Source organism: Streptomyces sp. SD31, assembly GCF_052068475.1.
Classification (GTDB): Bacteria; Actinomycetota; Actinomycetes; order Streptomycetales; family Streptomycetaceae; genus Streptomyces.
On the sequence record NZ_JBQHCX010000002.1, the window covers coordinates 691,481 to 709,114 of the forward strand.

Genomic DNA, 17,634 nt, shown 5'->3' on the forward strand with positions numbered 1-17,634 from the left:
TGGTCGTCGTCGTTGGTATGCGTGAGGTCGGCGGGGCGGCGGGGGCCCCTGGAATACGCGAGGGAACGGAAAGAAGTGGGTAACAGAGGGCGCGTCGCTGAGCGACGGAAGACCAACCCCGCCGTGGTCGGCGGGATGATCGCCGTGGTCATCGGCGGCGCCGGGTTCGGCGCCTACGCGCTGTTCGGCGGTGGGGCCGTCGCCGACAGCCGTACGCAGTCGACATCGGCGAGCCCCGACGACAAGGCGAAGGACGTCAAGACCGGCCCGCTGTCGGCGACCGAGGTCACGTCGGCGGCCCGGGAGTTCCTCACCGCCTGGCAGCAGGGCAAGGTGACCGAGGCGGCCGCCGCCACGGACGACACCACGGCCGCCACCACCCTGCTGACCGGCTACACCAAGGACGCCCACATCAAGGACGTCACCCTCACCGCCGGCCCCCGCACCGGCGACAAGGTTCCCTTCTCCGTGAAGGGGACGGTGGCGTACAAGGGCACCGAGAAGCCGCTGGCGTACGACAGTTCACTCACCGTCGTCCGCCGCGCCGAGGACGGCAAGCCGCTCGTCGAGTGGCACTCCGCGATCGTCCACCCCGACCTCAAGGACGGCGACAAGCTGGTCACCGGCGAGTCCGGCACCCCGCCGGTCAAGGCCCTCGACCGGGACGGCGGCGAGCTGACGGAGGCCGAATACCCGTCGCTGGGCTCGGTCCTGGACGGGCTGCGCGAGAAGTACGGCGAGAAGGCGGGCGGCAAGGCGGGCGTCGAGCTCCAGGTGATCCGGGGCGCGGAGTCCAAGAAGGCCGAGCTGTCCGACAAGACCCTGCTGGAGCTGAGCAAGGGCACGCCGGGCACCGTGAAGACGACGCTGAGCCCGACGATGCAGGCCGCCGCGGAGAAGCAGGTGGCCGCGAAGTCCAAGGCGTCGGTGGTCGTCCTGCGTCCGTCGACCGGCGAGATCCTCGCGGTCGCGAACTCCTCGCACGGCTTCAACACCGCCTTCCAGGGCTCCCTCGCCCCGGGCTCCACGATGAAGGTCATCACCTCGTCGCTGCTGATCGAGAAGGGCCTCGCGTCGGCGGACAAGCAGCACCCCTGCCCGAAGTACTTCACGTACGGCCACTGGAAGTTCCAGAACGACGACAAGTTCGAGATCAAGAACGGCACCTTCAAGGCGAGCTTCGCCCGCTCCTGCAACACGGCCTTCATCAGCCAGGCCCCCGAGCTGGACAATGACAGCCTGACCAAGCAGGCCCAGCAGGTCTTCGGCCTCTCCCTGAACAACTGGTCCGTCGGCGTCCCCACCTTCGACGGCTCCGTCCCGGTCCAGTCCCAGGCCCAGATGGCGGCCTCGCTCATCGGCCAGGGCGGCGTGCGGATGAACCCGCTGAACATGGCGTCGGTCTCGGCGACCGTCAAGGCGGGCACCTTCAAGCAGCCCTACCTGGTGGCCCCGACGGTCGACAACCGCACCCTCGCCACGGCCTCCCGCTCCATGTCCGCGTCCACGCTGTCGCAGCTGCGCGAGCTGATGGCCTACACGGCGGCCTACGGCACGGCGGCCGAGGCGATGTCCGGGGTCACCGGCGACGTCGGCGCGAAGACCGGCTCGGCGGAGGTCGACGGCCAGAAGAAGCCGAACGGCTGGTTCACCGCGTACCGGAACGACCTGGCGGCAGCAGGCGTGGTCCAGGCAGCCGGCCACGGCGGCGAGACGGCGGGCCCGATCGTGGCGGCGCTGCTGAAGCTGGGCGGCTGAGCCTCAGCGTGCTACGGGCGCGGCGGCCAGATACGTCCGCCGCAGGAACCTCATCAAGGCCTTCGACTCGAACTGCACCACGGAAACGCCCTGGTCCGAGTGGAATTCCACGACGGCCTGCACCCTCCCGCACGGCCACACCCGTATCTCGCCGCTCCCCGCAGGGGCCCGCAGCCCCTGCTCCAGCAGGGAGCGCGAGAACGTCCACTCGTGTTCCTCGCGCCCGGGCAACCGCACACGCACCGAGCGCGGGTCGGTCTCGGGGTCGTAGCGCAGGACGACCGGGACGGCCTCCTGCTCCTCCTGCAAGAGGTCGGCGTCCGTGACGATATGGGCTCGCGCATACTGTTCGACTACCGACATCGGACGGCCCCTTACGCTGCGTGACCTGTGCGAAAGCTGTGCCTCCGCTCCCTCCAATGTCGCATATCTTGCGGAAAGCGCTCCCTGGAGCAGACGTATCTCACATGTGCGATACACCAACGCGATGCACAAGCTCCTCGCTCTTGCAAGCCATTCGCATTAAGCCACTATCATCGAACGGTGCATGTACCCGACGGATTCATAGACGCCCCGACCTCCGCCGTGACCGGAGTCGTCGCCGCGGCCGCGGTCGCCGTAAGCCTGCGCGGCGCGCGCCGCGAGCTCGACGAGCGGACGGCGCCGCTGGCCGGCCTGGTGGCCGCGTTCATCTTCGCGGTGCAGATGCTGAACTTCCCGGTCGCGGCCGGGACCAGCGGACATCTGCTCGGCGGGGCCCTGGCCGCGATCCTCGTCGGCCCCTACACCGGCGCGCTGTGCATCTCCGTCGTCCTGCTGATGCAGGGCATCCTCTTCGCGGACGGCGGCCTCACCGCGCTCGGCGTGAACATCACCAACATGGCGATCGTCGGCGTCGTGGTCGCCTACGTCGTCTTCCGCAGCCTGGTGAAGGTCCTGCCGAAGACCCGGCGCTCGATCACCGCCGCCTCCTTCGTCGCCTCGGTGGTGTCGGTGCCGGCCGCGGCCCTCGCGTTCACGCTGCTGTTCTGGATCGGCGGCACCACCGACGTCTCGATCGGCAAGGTCGCCACCGCCATGGTCGGCGTCCACCTCCTGATCGGCATCGGCGAGGCGGCGATCACCGCGCTGACCATCGGCGCCGTCATCGCCGTACGCCCGGACCTCGTCTACGGCGCCCGTGACCTGCGGCAGCCGCTGAAGCTGCGGGTCGGCGGCGAGCTCGTCGACGCCCCGGCGCCCGAGGCCGCGCGGCCGGTCGCGGCCCGGACCTCCCGCCGCACCCTGTGGATCAGCGGCCTGGTCACCTCCCTCGTCCTCGCCGGGTTCGTCAGCTTCTACGCCTCCGCCAGCCCCGACGGTCTGGAGAAGGTCGCCGAGGACAAGGGGTTCGCCGAGTCCGCCGAGGAGCACGCGGGCGCCGACTCCCTGCTCGCCGACTACGGCGTCAAGGGCATCGACACCGCCCGCCTGTCCGGCGGTCTCGCCGGCGTGATCGGCGTCGGCGCGACCCTGGCCGCGGGCACCGGCATCTTCTGGGCGGTGCGCCGGCGTCGTACGGACGAGGCGGCCGATGTGTCGCCCACGAGCACGAGCGTCTGACCATGGGCGCCGGGCACGCGCACAAGCTCTACCGGCACGGGCACTCACCCGTGCACGGCCTGCCGCCGCACACCAAACTCGCCGCGACCTTCGCGTTCGTGGTGGTCGTGGTGTCGACGCCGCGGGAGGCGATGTGGGCGTTCGGCCTGTACGCCGTGCTGCTCGCGCTCGTCGCCTTCGTCGCGCGCGTGCCCGCCGGGTTTCTGCTCAAGCGGCTGCTGATCGAGGTGCCGTTCGTGGCGTTCGCCGTGCTGATGCCGTTCGTGGCGGAGGGCGAGCGGGTCGAGGTGCTGGGCATGTCGCTGAGCGTCAGCGGACTGTGGGGCGCCTGGAACGTGCTCGCGAAGGGCACCCTGGGCGTCGCCGCCTCGGTCCTCCTCGCCTCCACGACCGAGCTGCGCGAACTCCTCCTCGGCCTCCAGCGGTTGAAGCTCCCGCCCCTCCTCGTGCAGATCGCGTCCTTCATGATCCGGTACGGCGATGTCATCGCGGACGAGATGCGGCGGATGCGCATCGCCCGCGAGTCGCGCGGCTTCGAGGCGAAGGGCGTGCGGCACTGGGGCGTCCTCGCGAAGTCGGCGGGCGCCCTGTTCATCCGCTCCTACGAGCGCGGCGAGCGCGTGCATCTGGCCATGATCAGCCGCGGGTACGCCGGTTCGATGCCGGTGATCGACGAGGTGACCGCGTCCCGGGCGCAGTGGTCGTACGCCCTCGCGCTCCCCTTCGCCGCCCTCGTCGTCTGTCTGTTGGGATGGGCCCTGTGAGTACTGCTTCCCTGGAGGTCTCCGGCCTCGCCTTCGCCTACCCCGACGGCCACCAGGCCCTGTTCGGCGTGGACTTCTCCATCGCGCGCGGCGAGCGGGTCGCACTGCTCGGCCCGAACGGCGCCGGCAAGACGACCCTCGTCCTCCACCTCAACGGCATCCTGACCGGCGGCACGGGCACCGTGCACGTCGCCGGGCTGCCCGTCGGCAGGCAGCACATGGCCGAGATCCGGCGCCGGGTCGGGATCGTGTTCCAGGACCCGGACGACCAGCTGTTCATGCCGACGGTCCGCGAGGACGTGGCCTTCGGTCCCGCGGCGGCCGGGCTCAAGGGTCCGGAGCTGGAGGAGCGCGTCGACCGGGCCCTCGACCGGGTCGGCATGGCGGAGTTCAAGGACCGTCCCCCGCACCACCTCTCCTTCGGCCAGCGGCGCCGGGTCGCGGTGGCGACCGTGCTCGCGATGGAGCCGGAGATCCTCGTCCTCGACGAGCCCTCCTCCAACCTCGACCCCGCCTCCCGCCGCGAACTGGCCGACATTCTGCGCTCGTTGGACGTCACCGTCCTGATGGTCACGCACGACCTGCCGTACGCCCTGGAGCTGTGCCCCCGCTCCCTCATCCTGAGTGAAGGCGTGATCGCAGCGGACGGCAGGACGGCGGAGCTGCTGTCCGACGACGAGCTGATGCGTGCCCACCGGCTGGAGCTGCCGTTCGGATTCGATCCGCGGTCCGTGACAATGGGCGCGTGACCAACGACGAGGGCACCGCCGAAGAGGGCTCGCTGCTGCTGGACGAGCAGCTGTGCTTCGCGCTGTACGCCGCCCAGCGCGCGGTGACGGCCGCCTATCGCCCGCTCCTCGACGAACTCGGCCTCACCTACCCGCAGTACCTCGTCCTGCTGGTCCTCTGGGAGCGCGGCGAGACGACGGTGAAGGAACTGGCCGGCGCGCTGCGGTTGGACTACGGCACCGTGTCGCCGCTGCTCAAGCGGCTTCAGGCGGCGGGTCTGGTCCGCCGGGAGCGGGCGGCGAGCGACGAGCGTTCGGTACTGGTCGCGTGCACGGCGCGCGGACAGGAGCTGCGGGAGCGCGCGGCGCGGGTGCCCGGTGCGCTGCTCGCCGAGACCGGGCTCGGCGGCCCGGAGGTGCAGCGGCTGCGCGAGGAGCTGTGGCAGCTGGCGGCGAAGGCGGCGGCAGCGGCCGACCGCAACCGCTGATCTCGGCTTACCCCTGGTTACTACCCCCCGGCAACAGCAACTCCGTACCGGCCAGTACCTTGTGCACGATGTACTTGTGCGCCCACGCGGCGGAGCCGGACATCGAAACAGCTTCTGGGGGAGGCCAACCATGACCGACGAGGGCACCGCCGTCGACACCCGTCCGACGAAGATCATGTACGTCGCCGAGGCCACCGCGCACGGCGGCCGGGACGGCTTCGTCACCAGCCAGGACGGCCAGATCGAGCTGAAGGTCGCGATGCCGCCGGAGCTGGGCGGCGACGGCAACGGCACCAACCCCGAGCAGCTGTTCGCCGCCGGCTACAGCTCCTGCTTCCACAACGCACTGATCCTCGTCGGCAACCGCGAGGGCTACGACCTCACCGGATCCACCGTCGCCGCGAAGGTCGGCATCGGCCCCAACAAACACCGCGGTTACGGCCTCGCGGTCGCCCTCAGCGTCTCCCTGCCGGTGCTGGACGCGGACCTCGCGGCCAAGCTGGTGGACGCGGCGCACGAGATCTGCCCGTACTCCAACGCGACCCGGGGGAACATCGACGTCACCATCCTGCTTGGGTAGAAGGGCACCCGCACAGGCAGGACGAGGAGACGGACGTGGGCGTGAACGGCACAGTGGCCGAGGGCTTCGAGCCGGTCAGGGAGGCGTTCGTACGGAACTTCGCCGCGCTCGGGGAACGGGGCGCGGCCGTCGCCGTGTACCGGGACGGGCGCAAGGTCGTCGACCTGTGGGCCGGAACCCGGGACGTGGACGGCGAGGCTCCGTGGCAGCACGGCACCGCGCAGGTCGTGCGCTCGGCGACCAAGGGCGTCGCCGCCGCCGTACCCCTCATCCTCCACCAGCGCGGAGAGCTGGATCTGGACGCGCCCTTGGCCGAGTACTGGCCGGAGTTCAAGGCGCACGGCAAGGAGCGGCTGCTGGTCCGGCATGTGCTGAACCATCGCGCCGGGCTCCCGGTGCTCGACCGCCCGCTCACGCCCGAGGAGGCGCTGGACCCGCACCGCGGCCCCGAGGCGGTGGCCGGGCAGGCGCCCGCGTGGGAGCCGGGCACCGACCACGGCTATCACGCGCTGACGTACGGCTGGCTGCTGGACGAGCTGGTGCGGCGGGTGACGGGGCGGTGGGCCGGCGAGTGGCTCGCGGCGGAGGTCGCCGGGCCGCTGGGCCTGGATCTGTGGCTGGGGCTGCCGGAGTCGGAGGCGGGACGGGTCGGTCGTACCGGCCGGGTCGACGGTCCCGAACCGGCGGGCGGGCTGCGGTCGCGCCCGAAGCGGTCGGTCACCGAGGCCTATGACGACCCGGACTCCCTCACCCGCCGCGCGTTCGCCGCGATCACGCCGTTCCCCGACCAGAACGACCCCGCCTACCGCGCCGCCGCCCTCCCCGCGACGAACGGCATCGCGACGGCCGACGGACTGGCCCGGTTCTACGCGGCGCTGATCGGCGAGGTCGACGGCGTACGGCTCTTCGACCCGGCGACCGTGGAGCTGGCCCGGGCGGAGGAGTCGGCGGGGCCGGACCGCGTCCTGGTCGTGGGCACCCGTTTCGGCCTCGGCTACATGCTGCACGGCACCGCGTCGCCCCTGCTGGGACCGGGTTCCTTCGGCCACCCCGGCCGGGGCGGCGCCCTCGGCTTCGCCGACCCGGCAGCGGGGATCGCGTTCGGCTATGTGACGAACGGCTTCCGCAAGACGGTGACGGCTGATCCGAGGGCGCAGGGGTTGATACGGGCGGTGCGAGTGGCGGTCGGGGCGCTCGCGTAGCGTTCGGGTCGGACTGGGATTCGGTTCAGTCGTGGATTCGGTTCAGTCGTGGATTCGGGTCAGACGTGGAATCGGGTCAGACGTGGATCGGGTGCGACGTGCGTCCCGACGCCTGGTCGATCTCCGCGTGCGCCTTGGTGAGCATCTGCATCGCCAGCTCGTTCAGCGCGCGGGCACCGGCGATCTCCTCACCGACGCGTGGCTGATTCGCGTCCGTGTGGTGCCGTGAGGCATGCCCGTGGGCCCGTACCTCGGTGCCGTCGGGGAGCCGCACCATCGCGACCGCCTTGGTGTGGGTCTCGTCCTCCTGAAACTCCAGCTCGACATGCCATCCCACTGCGGTGTGCATCATGACGATCACCTCCGGAAGTTCTGCTTCCAGGGTGCGCCTCGGAAGGGCCCGCCGACTAGTCGGGCTCGGTGCCTAGTCGGGCTCGGCGAACTCCTCGGGCCGTGGCGCCGGGGCGGGGCGCCTGGTGCGGGCGGGGGCGCTGAGGGCGGTCACCCGGTCGGCGAGCAGGGCGATCCGCTCGGCGGCCTCGGTCACCAGGTCGGTGCGCAGCCGGCGCTGGTGGCGCAGCGCGAGTTCCATGGTGGCCAGCGCCAGGGCCGCGCCGACCAGGACCACGGCCGCCAGCGTGAGGTGGACACGCGGCCGGCCCTCCCCCGCCGCGTCGAAGGCGAGCCCGGACGCCACGGCCAGGGCCGTGACCAGCGCCAGCCCCACGCAGTAGCCGCCGAGGATCCAGGGGTGGTCCTGGCACAGCCACCTCACCCGGGAGCGCCGCGCCTCGTCCGCCAGCCGTTCGAGCGCCCCGCGCATGTCCTCCAGCTCCCAGTCGGCCTTCTCGCGCTGCTCGCGGGAGAGCGGCGGCCGCGACTCGGCCAGGCGGAGCTCCAGCCGTGCGATCGCCCGGCGCAGCACCGGCCGGGTCACCCGGTCCGGCAGGCCCTGCGGCCAGCGGGCCCACAGGTCGGCGTCGCGCCGCTTGAGGCGGATGTGGGTGGCGGCCGTGTGCGCGACGGCGAGGCCCATGACCAGCAGCAGGGCCAGGGACCCCCACATGCCCTTGTCGCCCCACATCTGCAGCGCCGGGAACAGCCCGATGAGCACCAGCCCCGCGCCCATCGGCCAGGTCTGCCGGATGTACGTCTGGTGCTTGACGGCGTGCAGGTCGCGTTCCCAGCTGTCGATGGGGCGGCGGAGCAGGAAGCGGCCGACGGCGACCGCGATGAGCGGCGCGCACAGCAGCAGGCAGCCGCCCAGGGCGGCGTACAGGGTCCACGGAAGGCCGTCCCCGCGCGCCCAGGCGTCGTCCCTCGGCAGCGCGGGCACCCCGACCAGTGCCGCGCCGGCCAGCAGAGCGGTGAGGACGCCGAGCCACCGCCCCGGCCGGTATCCCGGCGGTGGCGGCGGGACGTGGCGCCAGGTCCGGGTGACGTCGGTCTCCAGTACGGCGATCAGTGCCGCCAGGTCGTCCTCGAAGCGGGCCGCGCGCAGTGATTGGGCGTTGCGGTGGGCCAGTTCGCGGATGGGAGGCGGGAGTTGGTCCGGTCTCGGCGGGGCGGCGCCGTCCAGCAGCAGCGGGACGACGGTCTTGTCGGTGTGCAGCGCCTGGTCGATCTCCCGGCGGACCCAGTCCGCCTCGTCGTCCAGCCGCAGCCCGCCGGACGGGCCCCGCGCCTCGAGCCAGCCCCGGTGCACCACCACGAGCAACACGTCGCAGTCCGCCACGCGCTCTCGCAGCGTGTCCGGGTAGCGCTGCCCCGGCACGATGGACGCGACGTCCCGGAACACCTGGTCCTCGCCGAAGTACTGTTCGAGCCGGTCGTACAGTTCCCGCACGACGTCTTCGTGATCGCCCCTGCGGTAGTTGATGAAGATGCCGCCCACGCCGCACACCCTAGAGCGACAGGGAAGATCCATGGACACCCGTGAACAGGCCTGCGCCTTCTGCGAGATCGTCGCCGGCACCGGCCGGGCGCGGGTGGTGTACGAGGACGCGCACACCCTCGCCTTCTTTCCGCTGGCGCCCGCGACACTCGGGCACACGCTGGTGGTGCCCCGGGCGCATACGGCGGACCTGTGGGCGATGGACGAGGCGGAGGTCCAACGCCTGTTCCACACCGTGACGGTGGTGGGCAGGGCGCTGCGGGCGGTCCTCGAACCCGACGGCATGAACGTCATCAACTCCGCGGGCGCGGTGGCCTCGCAGTCCGTGTTCCACACCCATGTGCACCTCGTGCCGCGTCGGCCCGGGGACGCGATGGGGCCCATCTGGCCGCCGAAGGGGGCGGGGTTCCGGGACGAGGACGACGCGTCGACGACGGACGCCCTAGCCGCCCGCCTCACCGCGGCGCTCGCCCGTCCGGCGCGCTGAGTTCACAGCGCGATGACGACCAGCGCGAGGTCGGCGAGCAGCAAGGGTGCGTAGAACAGCAGTAACGTCGGCGTGAGCCAGACCTCCGGCCAGGGCATTCTCGACAGGTACGGCGCCACGTTCATGGACAGCACCTCGACCGTGCTGTCGGGGGCCCGCGCGGCGTCGTAGAGCCGGCGGAAGGCTCTTTCCTGGCGCAGGAAGAAGCAGTCCAGGTACCAGAAGCAGAGCAGCGGCACCACGCCGACGGCCGCGAGCTGCCAGCTGAGCCGGCTGGCGGAGAGCGCCAGCAGACCGGCGGCCAGGGTCAGCGCCCAGCCCTTGACGAGAAACGAGTTGGTGCCCAGGCGGGTGATCGTCGCCTGGATGAACTCGAGATGCTTGATCCGGTCGGCGTCCAGCGGCGCCCTGCCGCCGACTCCCGCGTCCGATGTGCCCGGCCCCTCACTCAGCGCAGTCACTGCCCCGCCCCCTCAATGAAGTTTTCGCACGTCCGATCGTAGTGCCGGAGCAAAGACGGCAACTCGGGATCAGTGAGACTCGGCACACTCGCTTCGGTGACCGGCTCCGCCCTGCTTCCATGGAGATGTCGCATTCCACGGAGATGTCGCGCGCCGGCCCTGGCCCAGCCGCCAACGCCGCCTCCCCCGTTCACCGCTCCGGGCCACATCGAGGGACATGCGCTGCTGCTTCTCCGCCCACCTCCCCGCTCTCGCAGCACTGTCGGCCTTCCCCGGCCCCTGCGAGGTGCTGCGCTCCGGCGCGCGCCTCGCCCCTGCCCTGCTGCGCACGGCCGCCGCCGCCATGCAGCGGGCGCGCGCCCACCACCCCGACGACCTGACCGCCGTCAATCTGGAACTGGTCACGCTCACCGAGGACACCGCCGTCATCACCTGGTACACCGGCATCCCCGGCACCGACGACGGCCTGGGCCACCCCCTCCCGGCGATCACCGAGGGCGAGGTCGTCTACGGCACCCACCCCTCCCGGCTCAACCGCACCGCGTCCGAGGGCCGGCCGACCGCCCACCACCAGGTCGAGCTGACCGACCTGGAGCCGGGGCAGACGTACTACTACCAGGCCCGCTCACGGGGCGTGGCCGCCACACCCACCCCGCTGCACCTGGTGCGCGGCAACGCGGTGGGCACGTCGACGTTCGGGTTCGGTTCGGGTGGCGGGCCGTACTCCTTCACCACCCCGCAGCCCCCGCCCGGCCGGCATCTGCTGTCGGTCGCGCTCTGCAACGACCTGCACCTCGGCGAGACCACCGCGGGCCTGGTCGGCGGCCTGCCCCTGCTGCGCGGCGTGCCGCAGTTGCCGGGGCGCGCGCCCTATCCGGAGCTGATGAGCCGCGCCCTGGTCGAGGAGGCCCGGCGGCGCGGGGCGGACCTGCTGCTGGCCGGGGGCGACATCTCGGCCGGCGGAGCCGCGCACGACCTGCGCGAGGCCCGGCGGATCCTGGACGGCTTCGGCACGCACGGGCGGGACTACTTCGTCGTACGCGGCAACCACGACCGCTCCCGGGACGCCAGCGTCTTTCGTACCGCGTTCCCGGGTGGCGGCGGTGGCGACGGTGGCGATGACGGGCCGGGGCACTTCGCCCGTGACCTCGGCGGGCTGCGGGTCATCGGCCTGGACACGTACGTCAAGTCCGGCAACGGCGCCGACGCGGGCGGGCTCGGGGACGAGCAACTGGCGTGGTTCCGGGCGAGGTTGCGGGAGGCGCCGGACCAGCCGACGCTGGTGTTCGGCCACCATCCGCTGACGGTGCGGGACTCGGTCTTCCCGGTGACCCGCGGCCAGTGCCTGGAGCGCCGCCAGGCCCGCGCCGTCGTGGACGCCTACGCGTCCGCCCCCGGCGTCTTCCTCCACCACGCGGGCCACACGCACCGCAACAAGCGCACCGTGCTGACACGTGCCCCGCACGTCACCCAGCAGGAGGTCGCCGCCGCCAAGGAGTACCCCGGCGGTTTCACCCTGGTGCGCATCCACTCCGGCGGCTTCGCCCTCAACCACTACAAGTCCGGCGACCTGGCGGCCCGGCAGTGGAGCGAGCGCAGCCGCCGGGTGGCCGCGGGGCTTTGGCCGCACCACGCCCTGGGCCGGTCGGTCACCGACCGCAACAGCGTGACCGCGCACGACCTGTCGGGAGTCACCGTTCACAGGGTGTGAATCGCACATGACAGCGAGTGTCCGTAGCATCGAAGCATGGCGACCCTCTGGGACCTCATGCGGGACTGCATCCCCGACGACCACGCCCGTCAGGTCACCTCGCGCTACTACGTCGACGAGGTGATGGGCGCCCCCGGCGCACCCGGCCTGGTCGTCGATCTGGGCTGCGGTCGCGGCACGTCGGCCGCGCTCTTCCGTAAGCACGCCCCGCGGGTGCGGTGGATCGGGGTCGACATCCGGGACTCGCCGGAGGCCGGCCAGCGCACCCCGGGCGGTGACCCGGTGGTGCACTACGACGGCGTCCATCTCCCCCTCGGTTCGGACTCGACTCCGCTGATCTACTCGCACCAGGTCTTCGAACACGTCGCCCGTCCACGCGAACTGCTGGCGGAGATCGCCCGAGTGCTGGAGCCCGGTGGGCATTTCATCGGATCAACATCCCAATTCGAGCCGTACCACTCCTTCAGCCTGTGGAACTACACGCCGTACGGCTTCCGGGTCCTGGTCGAGGAGGCGGGGCTCGCGCTGGAGGAGATCCGGCCCTCGCTCGACGGAGTGGCGCTGATCATGCGGAGTTACCTGGGCCGGCCGCCCGAGTACAGCCGCTACTGGGACGAACAGTCCCCGCTCAACACCGAGATCGACCAGTGGGCGAAGGACGGCCGCCGCAGGACGGCCCTGGTGAACCTGCGCAAGCTGACGTACTGCGGCCAGTTCGCGTTCCGGGTGGGCAAGCCGGCACTCGCCCAGGCCTGACGCACGGCACTTCTAGTGCAAGATCGTGAAACTCGGCGTGCCTCAGGATGATTTGGGGCATTTCCTACTTAATCTCCCTTAATCGTGAGGAGTCACCCCTTTTCGCGAGGAGCGATCCTTCACGCAGCGCATCCACCTCGCTCCACTCACTCCACCGGAGATGACATGCACAAGCTTCGCAAGGCCGCCGTCCTGGTCGCCGCCCTCAGCACCGTCGGCCTCGCGGCCGCCGGAACCGCCCACGCCGACGGCAAGGGCCGCGGGGGCAACGAGTTCAAAGTCCAGCAGAGCACCCAGTGCAAGTCCCACGACCTGAACATCGACATCCTCGGTGTGGTCGGCGTGCTCAACGGCGCGCTGGGCGGCGCCCTCAACGGCGAAGGCAACGAGGGCAGCCAGGCCACCAGCCTCGGCTCGAAGATGGGCTGCAGCAACAGCGCCTTCTAGGCCAAGCCTCCTGCCGCACAAGGGTTCTCAGGCGGTCAGCCAACGGCTGACCGCCTGCCCTGGTACGGAACCCCGTACGGAAACCCGCCGACCGCTAACTCGCGTGCAGCATCATCCCGATGCCCACCACCAGCAACGCGGCCGCCCCGATCCGGGCGGCCCCGAACCGCTCCTTGAAGAAGACGGCCCCGATGGCCGCCCCCACGATGATCGAGGACTCCCGCAGGGCCGCGATCGGCGCCAGCTCCGCCTTCGTCTGCGCCCACAGGACCAGCCCGTACGCGGCGACGGACAGTGCGGCACCCAGCAGCCCCAGCACGGCGAACGGCCGCAGCACGGCGACCGTCTCCCCGCGCCAGCGCCAGACGGCGTACGCCGGGACAGCGAGGCCCTCGACCGCCATCAGCCAGGCGACATAGCCGACGGACGAGCCGGAGGCCCGTACGCCCAGCCCGTCGAGGACGGTGTACACCGCGATGCTCAGCCCGGTCGCCAACGCCGCGCCGATCGCCGCCCAGTCGGGCCGGCGCCCGCGCAGACCCCACAGGGCGACTCCGGTAAGTCCCGCGCAGGAGCAGGCGATCCCGGCGGCCGCCCACCCGTCCGGCACCTCGTGCGCGAACACCGCGGCGAGCAGGGCGACCACGAGCGGCGCGGTGCCGCGCGCGATGGGGTAGGCCTGCCCGAAGTCACCGAGCCGGAAGGACTTCATGAGCAGCGCGAAGTAGACGACATGCACGACGGCGGACGCGAGGAGATACGGCCACGCCCCCGCCGCCGGGAACGCCCCGAAGGGCATGAGGAACAGCCCGATCAGCACCCCGCCGCCCGCGATGAGCGTGAACGCGACCAGCTTGTCGGTGATCCGGTGGGCGATGGCGTTCCAACTGGCGTGCGTGACGGCCGCCAGCAGGACGGCGGCGGTGACCAGCGGGGTCACGAAGTCCGCGTCTGCTCGCGCACGTCCACCAGGGTGGCGCCGGCGTGGGTGACGAGGTCCTTGGGTGTCATCGGGAAGACCGCGTGCGGGTTCCCGGCGGCGGCCCACACGACGTCGTGGTCGAGCAGCGACCGATCGGCGAGCACCCGCGTCTTCGTACGGTGACCGAAGGGCGGTACGCCCCCGATGGCGTACCCGGTGGTCTCCCGTACGACGTCGGCCTTGGCCCGCGTGACCTGCTCGACGCCGAGTGCCTTCCGCACGAGCTCCACGTCGACCCGCGAGGCCCCGTCCATCAGCACCAGCACCGGCACGCCGTCGGCCGCGAAGATCAGTGACTTGCAGATCTGACTGAGCTCACACCCGATCGCCGCGGCGGCCTCAGCGGCGGTACGGGTCGCGTCCGGGAAGCGGCGGATCCGGCCGTGAAGCTCATCGAGACCCAGCTTCTCAAGGGCCTCGGCGAAACGGGGATTGGCTCCGGAGCCCGCACTATCGGTCGTCGTCATGAACGGCACGCTAGCGGTGGGTGTACAGGCCATGCTACTGAGTTGCGGGGCTGAGGCGGTGTGTTGTCGGGGCGGGCTGCCCGAACCTGCCAATTGCCGGGGCGAAGGCCCGACTTGGAGTGTCTTCGCCCCGCCCGTATGAAGAAGCCGGTGAGGGCGCCCCGTCCCCACGGAGCCCTCACCGGCCGGTCCACTTCAATGGTGAACGGTCAGACCCGTGCCAGCGCGCGGTCCCCGTCGGAGTCCGTGTCCTTGCCGGTCTCGGCGTCCGTGCGCAGCCCCTCGCCCTCCACGTCCACGTTCGGCAGGGCGCGGTCCAGCCACTTCGGGAGCCACCAGGCCTTCTTGCCGAGCAGTGCGAGGACGGCCGGGACGATGGCCATGCGGACGACGAACGCGTCGAAGAGGACCGCGATCGCTAGGCCGAAGCCGATCATCTTGACCATCGACTCGCTGGCTCCGATGAAGCCGGAGAACACCGCGATCATGATGATCGCCGCGGCGGTGACGACCCGTGCGCTGTGCCGGAAGCCGGTCACCACGGCCTGGGTGGGCCGCTCGCCGTGGACGTACGCCTCGCGTATTCGCGTCACGAGGAACACCTCGTAGTCCATGGCGAGGCCGAAGACCACGCCGACCATGAAGATCGGCATCATCGACATGACGGGGCCGGTCTCCTGGACGCCGAAGAGGTCGGCGAGCCAGCCCCACTGGAAGACCGCCACGACGGCGCCGATGGCCGCGAGGACCGACAGGAGGAAGCCGAGGGCCGCCTTCAGCGGAACGAGGATCGAGCGGAACACCAGGATCAGGAGGAGGAAGGCGAGGCCCACCACCAGGATCAGGTACGGCACGAGCGCGTCGTTCAGCTTCTGCGAGAAGTCGATGTTCATCGCGGTCGTGCCGGTGACCAGCACGTTCGCGTCCGTGTCGGCCTTGATCCCGGCGCCCGCGTCGCGGATGGAGTGCACCAGGTCCTCGGTGGAGACCGATGACGGCTTGGAGTCGGGGATCACGGTGATCGTCGCGGTGTCGCCCGCCTTGTTGTACGTCGGCGGAGTGACCGTGACGACGTCCTCGAGGCCCTTGATCTCGTCGGAGACCTCGGTGACCGCGTTCTTCGGGGCGTCGCTCGTCCTGGCGTCGACGACGACCATGAGGGGGCCGTTGAAGCCGGGGCCGAAGCCCTCGGAGAGCAGGTCGTAGGCGCGGCGCTGGGTCGTCGACGTCGGCTGCGAGCCGTCGTCCGGGAGGCCCAGTTCGAGGCTGGTCACCGGGAGGGCCGCGGCGCCGAGGCCGAGGACACCCAGCAGGAGGACGGCCAGGGGACGGCGTACGACGAAGCTCGCCCAGCGGGTGCCCATGTTCGGCTTGTCCGCGTTCGCCTTGTCGGCATGCGCCTTGGCCGCGGTCGTCTTCTCGCCGCGTCCGAGGAGCTTGCCCTTCTCTCCGGCCGGCTTCACCTTCCGGCCCGCGTACCCGAGCAGCGCGGGGACCATGGTCAGCGCGATCAGCACCGCGATCACGACCGTGCCCGCGGCGGCGACGCCCATCTTCGTCAGCATCGGGACGTTGACCACCGCGAGGCCGACGAGCGCGATCACCACCGTGAGGCCGGCGAAGACGACCGCGGAGCCCGCGGTGCCGGTGGCCCGGCCGACCGCCTCCTCGCGGTCGCGGCCCTCGGCGAGTTCGGCGCGGTAGCGGGAGACGATGAACAGGGCGTAGTCGATACCGACCGCGAGGCCGATCATCATGGCCAGGGTGGAGGTGGTGGAGCCCAGGTCGAGGGCGTTGGCCAGCGCGGTGATCACCGAGACGCCGATGCCGACGCCGATCAGCGCGGTGAGCAACGGCAGTCCGGCCGCGATCAGCGAGCCGAAGGTGATGACGAGGACCACCGCGGCGACCGCGAGCCCGATGATCTCGGAGGAGGCGGCCTCGGGTGCCGCCTGGAGCGCGTCACCGCCGATCTCCACGGTCAGCCCGGCGTCCCGCGCCTGCTGCCCGGCGTCTTCGAGGGCCTCCCGGCTGGCGTCCTTCAGCTCCATGCCGGGAACCTCGTAGCGCACCGAGGCGTAGGCGATCGTGCCGTCCTTGCTGACGGCGTGCGCCTTGAAGGGGTCGGCGACGGAGACGACCTCGGAGCCGTCGGACAGCTCCTTCACGGTCTCCTCGACGGTCGCCTTGTTGGCGGCGTCCGTCATCTTCTCGCCGTCGGGTGCCCTGAAGACGACGCGGGCGGTGCCGCCGTCCGCGCTGCTGCCCGGGAAGCGCTGTTCGAGCAGGTCGAAGGCCTTCTGGGCCTCGGTGCCGGGGATGGAGAAGGAGCTGGATCCGGCGCTGGGGGCGCCGGCCGCGCCGGCGCCCGCGAGGGCGAGCAGCGCGACCCATATGAGGGCGACGAAGTGCCGCCGCCTGAAGGCGAGTCGGCCGAGTTTGTACAGGAACGTGGCCACGGAGGCGTCTCCCGGTCAGGTCATGGGGTCGGGGGGGCCTGTGTCGGAATCCCGGCCGGATCAGCGCACGTCGTCTGGTGCGTGCGATCGCAAGGCGCCGGAGCGGCGAGCGTGCGTGCCAGGCGGCGGGCGCCCGGCCGGGGTTCCGCCACAGGCCCCAGGGCAGGGGTGATCAGCCCGACGACGTGAGCGGTTACGTCAGGTGGAGGGCTTGCTGGGGGAAGGGGTCAGTCGGTGGGAACGCCGAGGGCGGGGAGGACCACGGCGTCGATGTACGAAATGAGGAAGGCCCGGGTCGGCGGCAACTCTTCGAGCAACGTGCGGGCGGCGAACCCGCCCAGCATCATGTGCATCATGTAGTCGATCGCCGGGTTGTCCGCACGGACCTCGCCCCGGTCGATCGCCCGCTGCACCACGCGACGGAACTCCGCCATCTCCGGATCGATGAGATGGTCCCGGAACGCCCGCAGGAGGTCCGGGTTGCTGTGCACGGCCATGGCCAGACCCCGCATCAGGGCGGAGTTCTGCTCCATCTCGCAGTCGTCCGAGCGCATGGTGAGAGCGTGCAGGTCGCCCTTCAGCGATCCGGTGTCGATGTCACCGAGTCCGATGCCGCCCGGCTTGCTGTGCCGGACCGCCTTGGCCACCAGCTCCGGCTTGCCACCCCACTGGCGGTAGAGCGTCGCCTTGCTGGATCGGGTGCGGGCCGCCACGGCGTCCATGGTGAGGGCGTCGTAGCCGACCTCCCGGAGCAGGTCGAGCACGGCCTCGTACAACTCGGCCTCGCGCTCAGGGGTGATGCGGCTGCGACGTGCGGCTGCGACCTCGGTCACCGTACTCACCTTCCC

19 protein-coding genes are annotated in these 17,634 nt (G+C 71.2%); 11 read left to right on the forward strand and 8 right to left on the reverse strand.

The genetic code is table 11. From position 1 onward, the window contains the following. Positions 1-75 precede the first annotated feature (75 nt). The gene (locus ACTMVF_RS07045) at positions 76-1,758 is read left to right on the forward strand and encodes a penicillin-binding transpeptidase domain-containing protein (RefSeq protein WP_441270061.1); all 1,683 of its coding nucleotides are present in this window, start codon (positions 76-78) and stop codon (positions 1,756-1,758) included. 3 nt (positions 1,759-1,761) lie between these two features. On the opposite strand, the gene ACTMVF_RS07050 is transcribed toward ACTMVF_RS07045, so the two are convergent. Next, positions 1,762-2,121: an SsgA family sporulation/cell division regulator gene (locus ACTMVF_RS07050; protein WP_441270062.1), complete on the reverse strand. Its 360-nt coding sequence runs from the start codon at positions 2,119-2,121 to the stop codon at positions 1,762-1,764. A gap of 180 nt (positions 2,122-2,301) precedes the next feature. Here ACTMVF_RS07050 and ACTMVF_RS07055 point away from each other — a divergent pair, with 180 nt between their 5' ends. The 6 genes from ACTMVF_RS07055 (at position 2,302) to ACTMVF_RS07080 (ending at position 7,122) form a co-directional block, all read left to right on the forward strand. Next, complete coding sequence (locus tag ACTMVF_RS07055; protein ID WP_441270063.1) at positions 2,302-3,360, forward strand: energy-coupling factor ABC transporter permease; 1,059 nt, start codon at positions 2,302-2,304, stop codon at positions 3,358-3,360. Between the two features lie 2 nt (positions 3,361-3,362). Further along, positions 3,363-4,124, forward strand: a complete 762-nt coding sequence (gene cbiQ, locus ACTMVF_RS07060) for a cobalt ECF transporter T component CbiQ (RefSeq protein ID WP_441270064.1) — start codon at positions 3,363-3,365, stop codon at positions 4,122-4,124. Beyond that, complete coding sequence (locus ACTMVF_RS07065) at positions 4,112-4,873, forward strand: energy-coupling factor ABC transporter ATP-binding protein (RefSeq protein ID WP_441270065.1); 762 nt, start codon at positions 4,112-4,114, stop codon at positions 4,871-4,873. Before cbiQ ends, ACTMVF_RS07065 begins: the two co-directional genes overlap by 13 nt. After that, a complete protein-coding gene (locus ACTMVF_RS07070) occupies positions 4,870-5,340 on the forward strand; it encodes a MarR family winged helix-turn-helix transcriptional regulator (protein ID WP_441270066.1) in 471 nt (156 codons plus the stop codon). The genes ACTMVF_RS07065 and ACTMVF_RS07070 overlap by 4 nt, the downstream gene beginning before the upstream one ends. A gap of 130 nt (positions 5,341-5,470) precedes the next feature. Next, the gene (locus ACTMVF_RS07075) at positions 5,471-5,920 is read left to right on the forward strand and encodes an organic hydroperoxide resistance protein (RefSeq protein WP_441270067.1); all 450 of its coding nucleotides are present in this window, start codon (positions 5,471-5,473) and stop codon (positions 5,918-5,920) included. Between the two features lie 35 nt (positions 5,921-5,955). Continuing rightward, positions 5,956-7,122, forward strand: a complete 1,167-nt coding sequence (locus ACTMVF_RS07080) for a serine hydrolase domain-containing protein (protein ID WP_441270068.1) — start codon at positions 5,956-5,958, stop codon at positions 7,120-7,122. A gap of 76 nt (positions 7,123-7,198) precedes the next feature. On the opposite strand, the gene ACTMVF_RS07085 is transcribed toward ACTMVF_RS07080, so the two are convergent. After that, positions 7,199-7,474 carry a DUF1876 domain-containing protein gene (locus tag ACTMVF_RS07085; protein WP_441270069.1) on the reverse strand — a complete coding sequence of 92 codons (276 nt, stop codon included), beginning with the start codon at positions 7,472-7,474 and terminating at the stop codon, positions 7,199-7,201. 72 nt (positions 7,475-7,546) lie between these two features. Next, on the reverse strand, positions 7,547-9,016 hold the full coding sequence (locus tag ACTMVF_RS07090; RefSeq protein ID WP_441270070.1) for a TIR domain-containing protein: 1,470 nt from the start codon (positions 9,014-9,016) through the stop codon (positions 7,547-7,549). A gap of 31 nt (positions 9,017-9,047) precedes the next feature. On the opposite strand from ACTMVF_RS07090, the gene ACTMVF_RS07095 reads away from it, so the two are divergent. Then, positions 9,048-9,503, forward strand: a complete 456-nt coding sequence (locus ACTMVF_RS07095) for an HIT family protein (RefSeq protein WP_441270071.1) — start codon at positions 9,048-9,050, stop codon at positions 9,501-9,503. Between the two features lie 2 nt (positions 9,504-9,505). Here the strand turns inward: ACTMVF_RS07095 and ACTMVF_RS07100 are convergent, their stop codons facing one another. Further along, on the reverse strand, positions 9,506-9,964 hold the full coding sequence (locus ACTMVF_RS07100) for a hypothetical protein (protein ID WP_441270072.1): 459 nt from the start codon (positions 9,962-9,964) through the stop codon (positions 9,506-9,508). Positions 9,965-10,181: 217 nt separating this feature from the next. On the opposite strand from ACTMVF_RS07100, the gene ACTMVF_RS07105 reads away from it, so the two are divergent. The 3 genes from ACTMVF_RS07105 (at position 10,182) to ACTMVF_RS07115 (ending at position 12,878) form a co-directional block, all read left to right on the forward strand. Continuing rightward, positions 10,182-11,675, forward strand: a complete 1,494-nt coding sequence (locus tag ACTMVF_RS07105) for a metallophosphoesterase (protein WP_441270073.1) — start codon at positions 10,182-10,184, stop codon at positions 11,673-11,675. A 36-nt stretch (positions 11,676-11,711) separates the two neighbouring features. Beyond that, the gene (locus ACTMVF_RS07110; protein WP_441270074.1) at positions 11,712-12,431 is read left to right on the forward strand and encodes a class I SAM-dependent methyltransferase; all 720 of its coding nucleotides are present in this window, start codon (positions 11,712-11,714) and stop codon (positions 12,429-12,431) included. Between the two features lie 165 nt (positions 12,432-12,596). After that, positions 12,597-12,878, forward strand: coding sequence for a hypothetical protein (locus tag ACTMVF_RS07115; protein WP_302000026.1), 282 nt, complete (start codon positions 12,597-12,599; stop codon positions 12,876-12,878). A 94-nt stretch (positions 12,879-12,972) separates the two neighbouring features. Here the strand turns inward: ACTMVF_RS07115 and ACTMVF_RS07120 are convergent, their stop codons facing one another. The 4 genes from ACTMVF_RS07120 to ACTMVF_RS07135 all read right to left on the reverse strand — a co-directional run bounded on the left by ACTMVF_RS07120 (position 12,973) and on the right by ACTMVF_RS07135 (position 17,619). Continuing rightward, positions 12,973-13,818 carry an EamA family transporter gene (locus ACTMVF_RS07120; RefSeq protein ID WP_441270075.1) on the reverse strand — a complete coding sequence of 282 codons (846 nt, stop codon included), beginning with the start codon at positions 13,816-13,818 and terminating at the stop codon, positions 12,973-12,975. Beyond that, positions 13,815-14,327, reverse strand: a complete 513-nt coding sequence (locus ACTMVF_RS07125) for a YbaK/EbsC family protein (protein ID WP_441270076.1) — start codon at positions 14,325-14,327, stop codon at positions 13,815-13,817. The genes ACTMVF_RS07120 and ACTMVF_RS07125 overlap by 4 nt, the downstream gene beginning before the upstream one ends. A 209-nt stretch (positions 14,328-14,536) precedes the next feature. Next, complete coding sequence (locus ACTMVF_RS07130) at positions 14,537-16,786, reverse strand: MMPL family transporter (RefSeq protein WP_441270077.1); 2,250 nt, start codon at positions 16,784-16,786, stop codon at positions 14,537-14,539. A gap of 227 nt (positions 16,787-17,013) precedes the next feature. Beyond that, positions 17,014-17,619 carry a TetR/AcrR family transcriptional regulator gene (locus tag ACTMVF_RS07135; protein ID WP_441270078.1) on the reverse strand — a complete coding sequence of 202 codons (606 nt, stop codon included), beginning with the start codon at positions 17,617-17,619 and terminating at the stop codon, positions 17,014-17,016. Positions 17,620-17,634 lie beyond the last annotated feature (15 nt).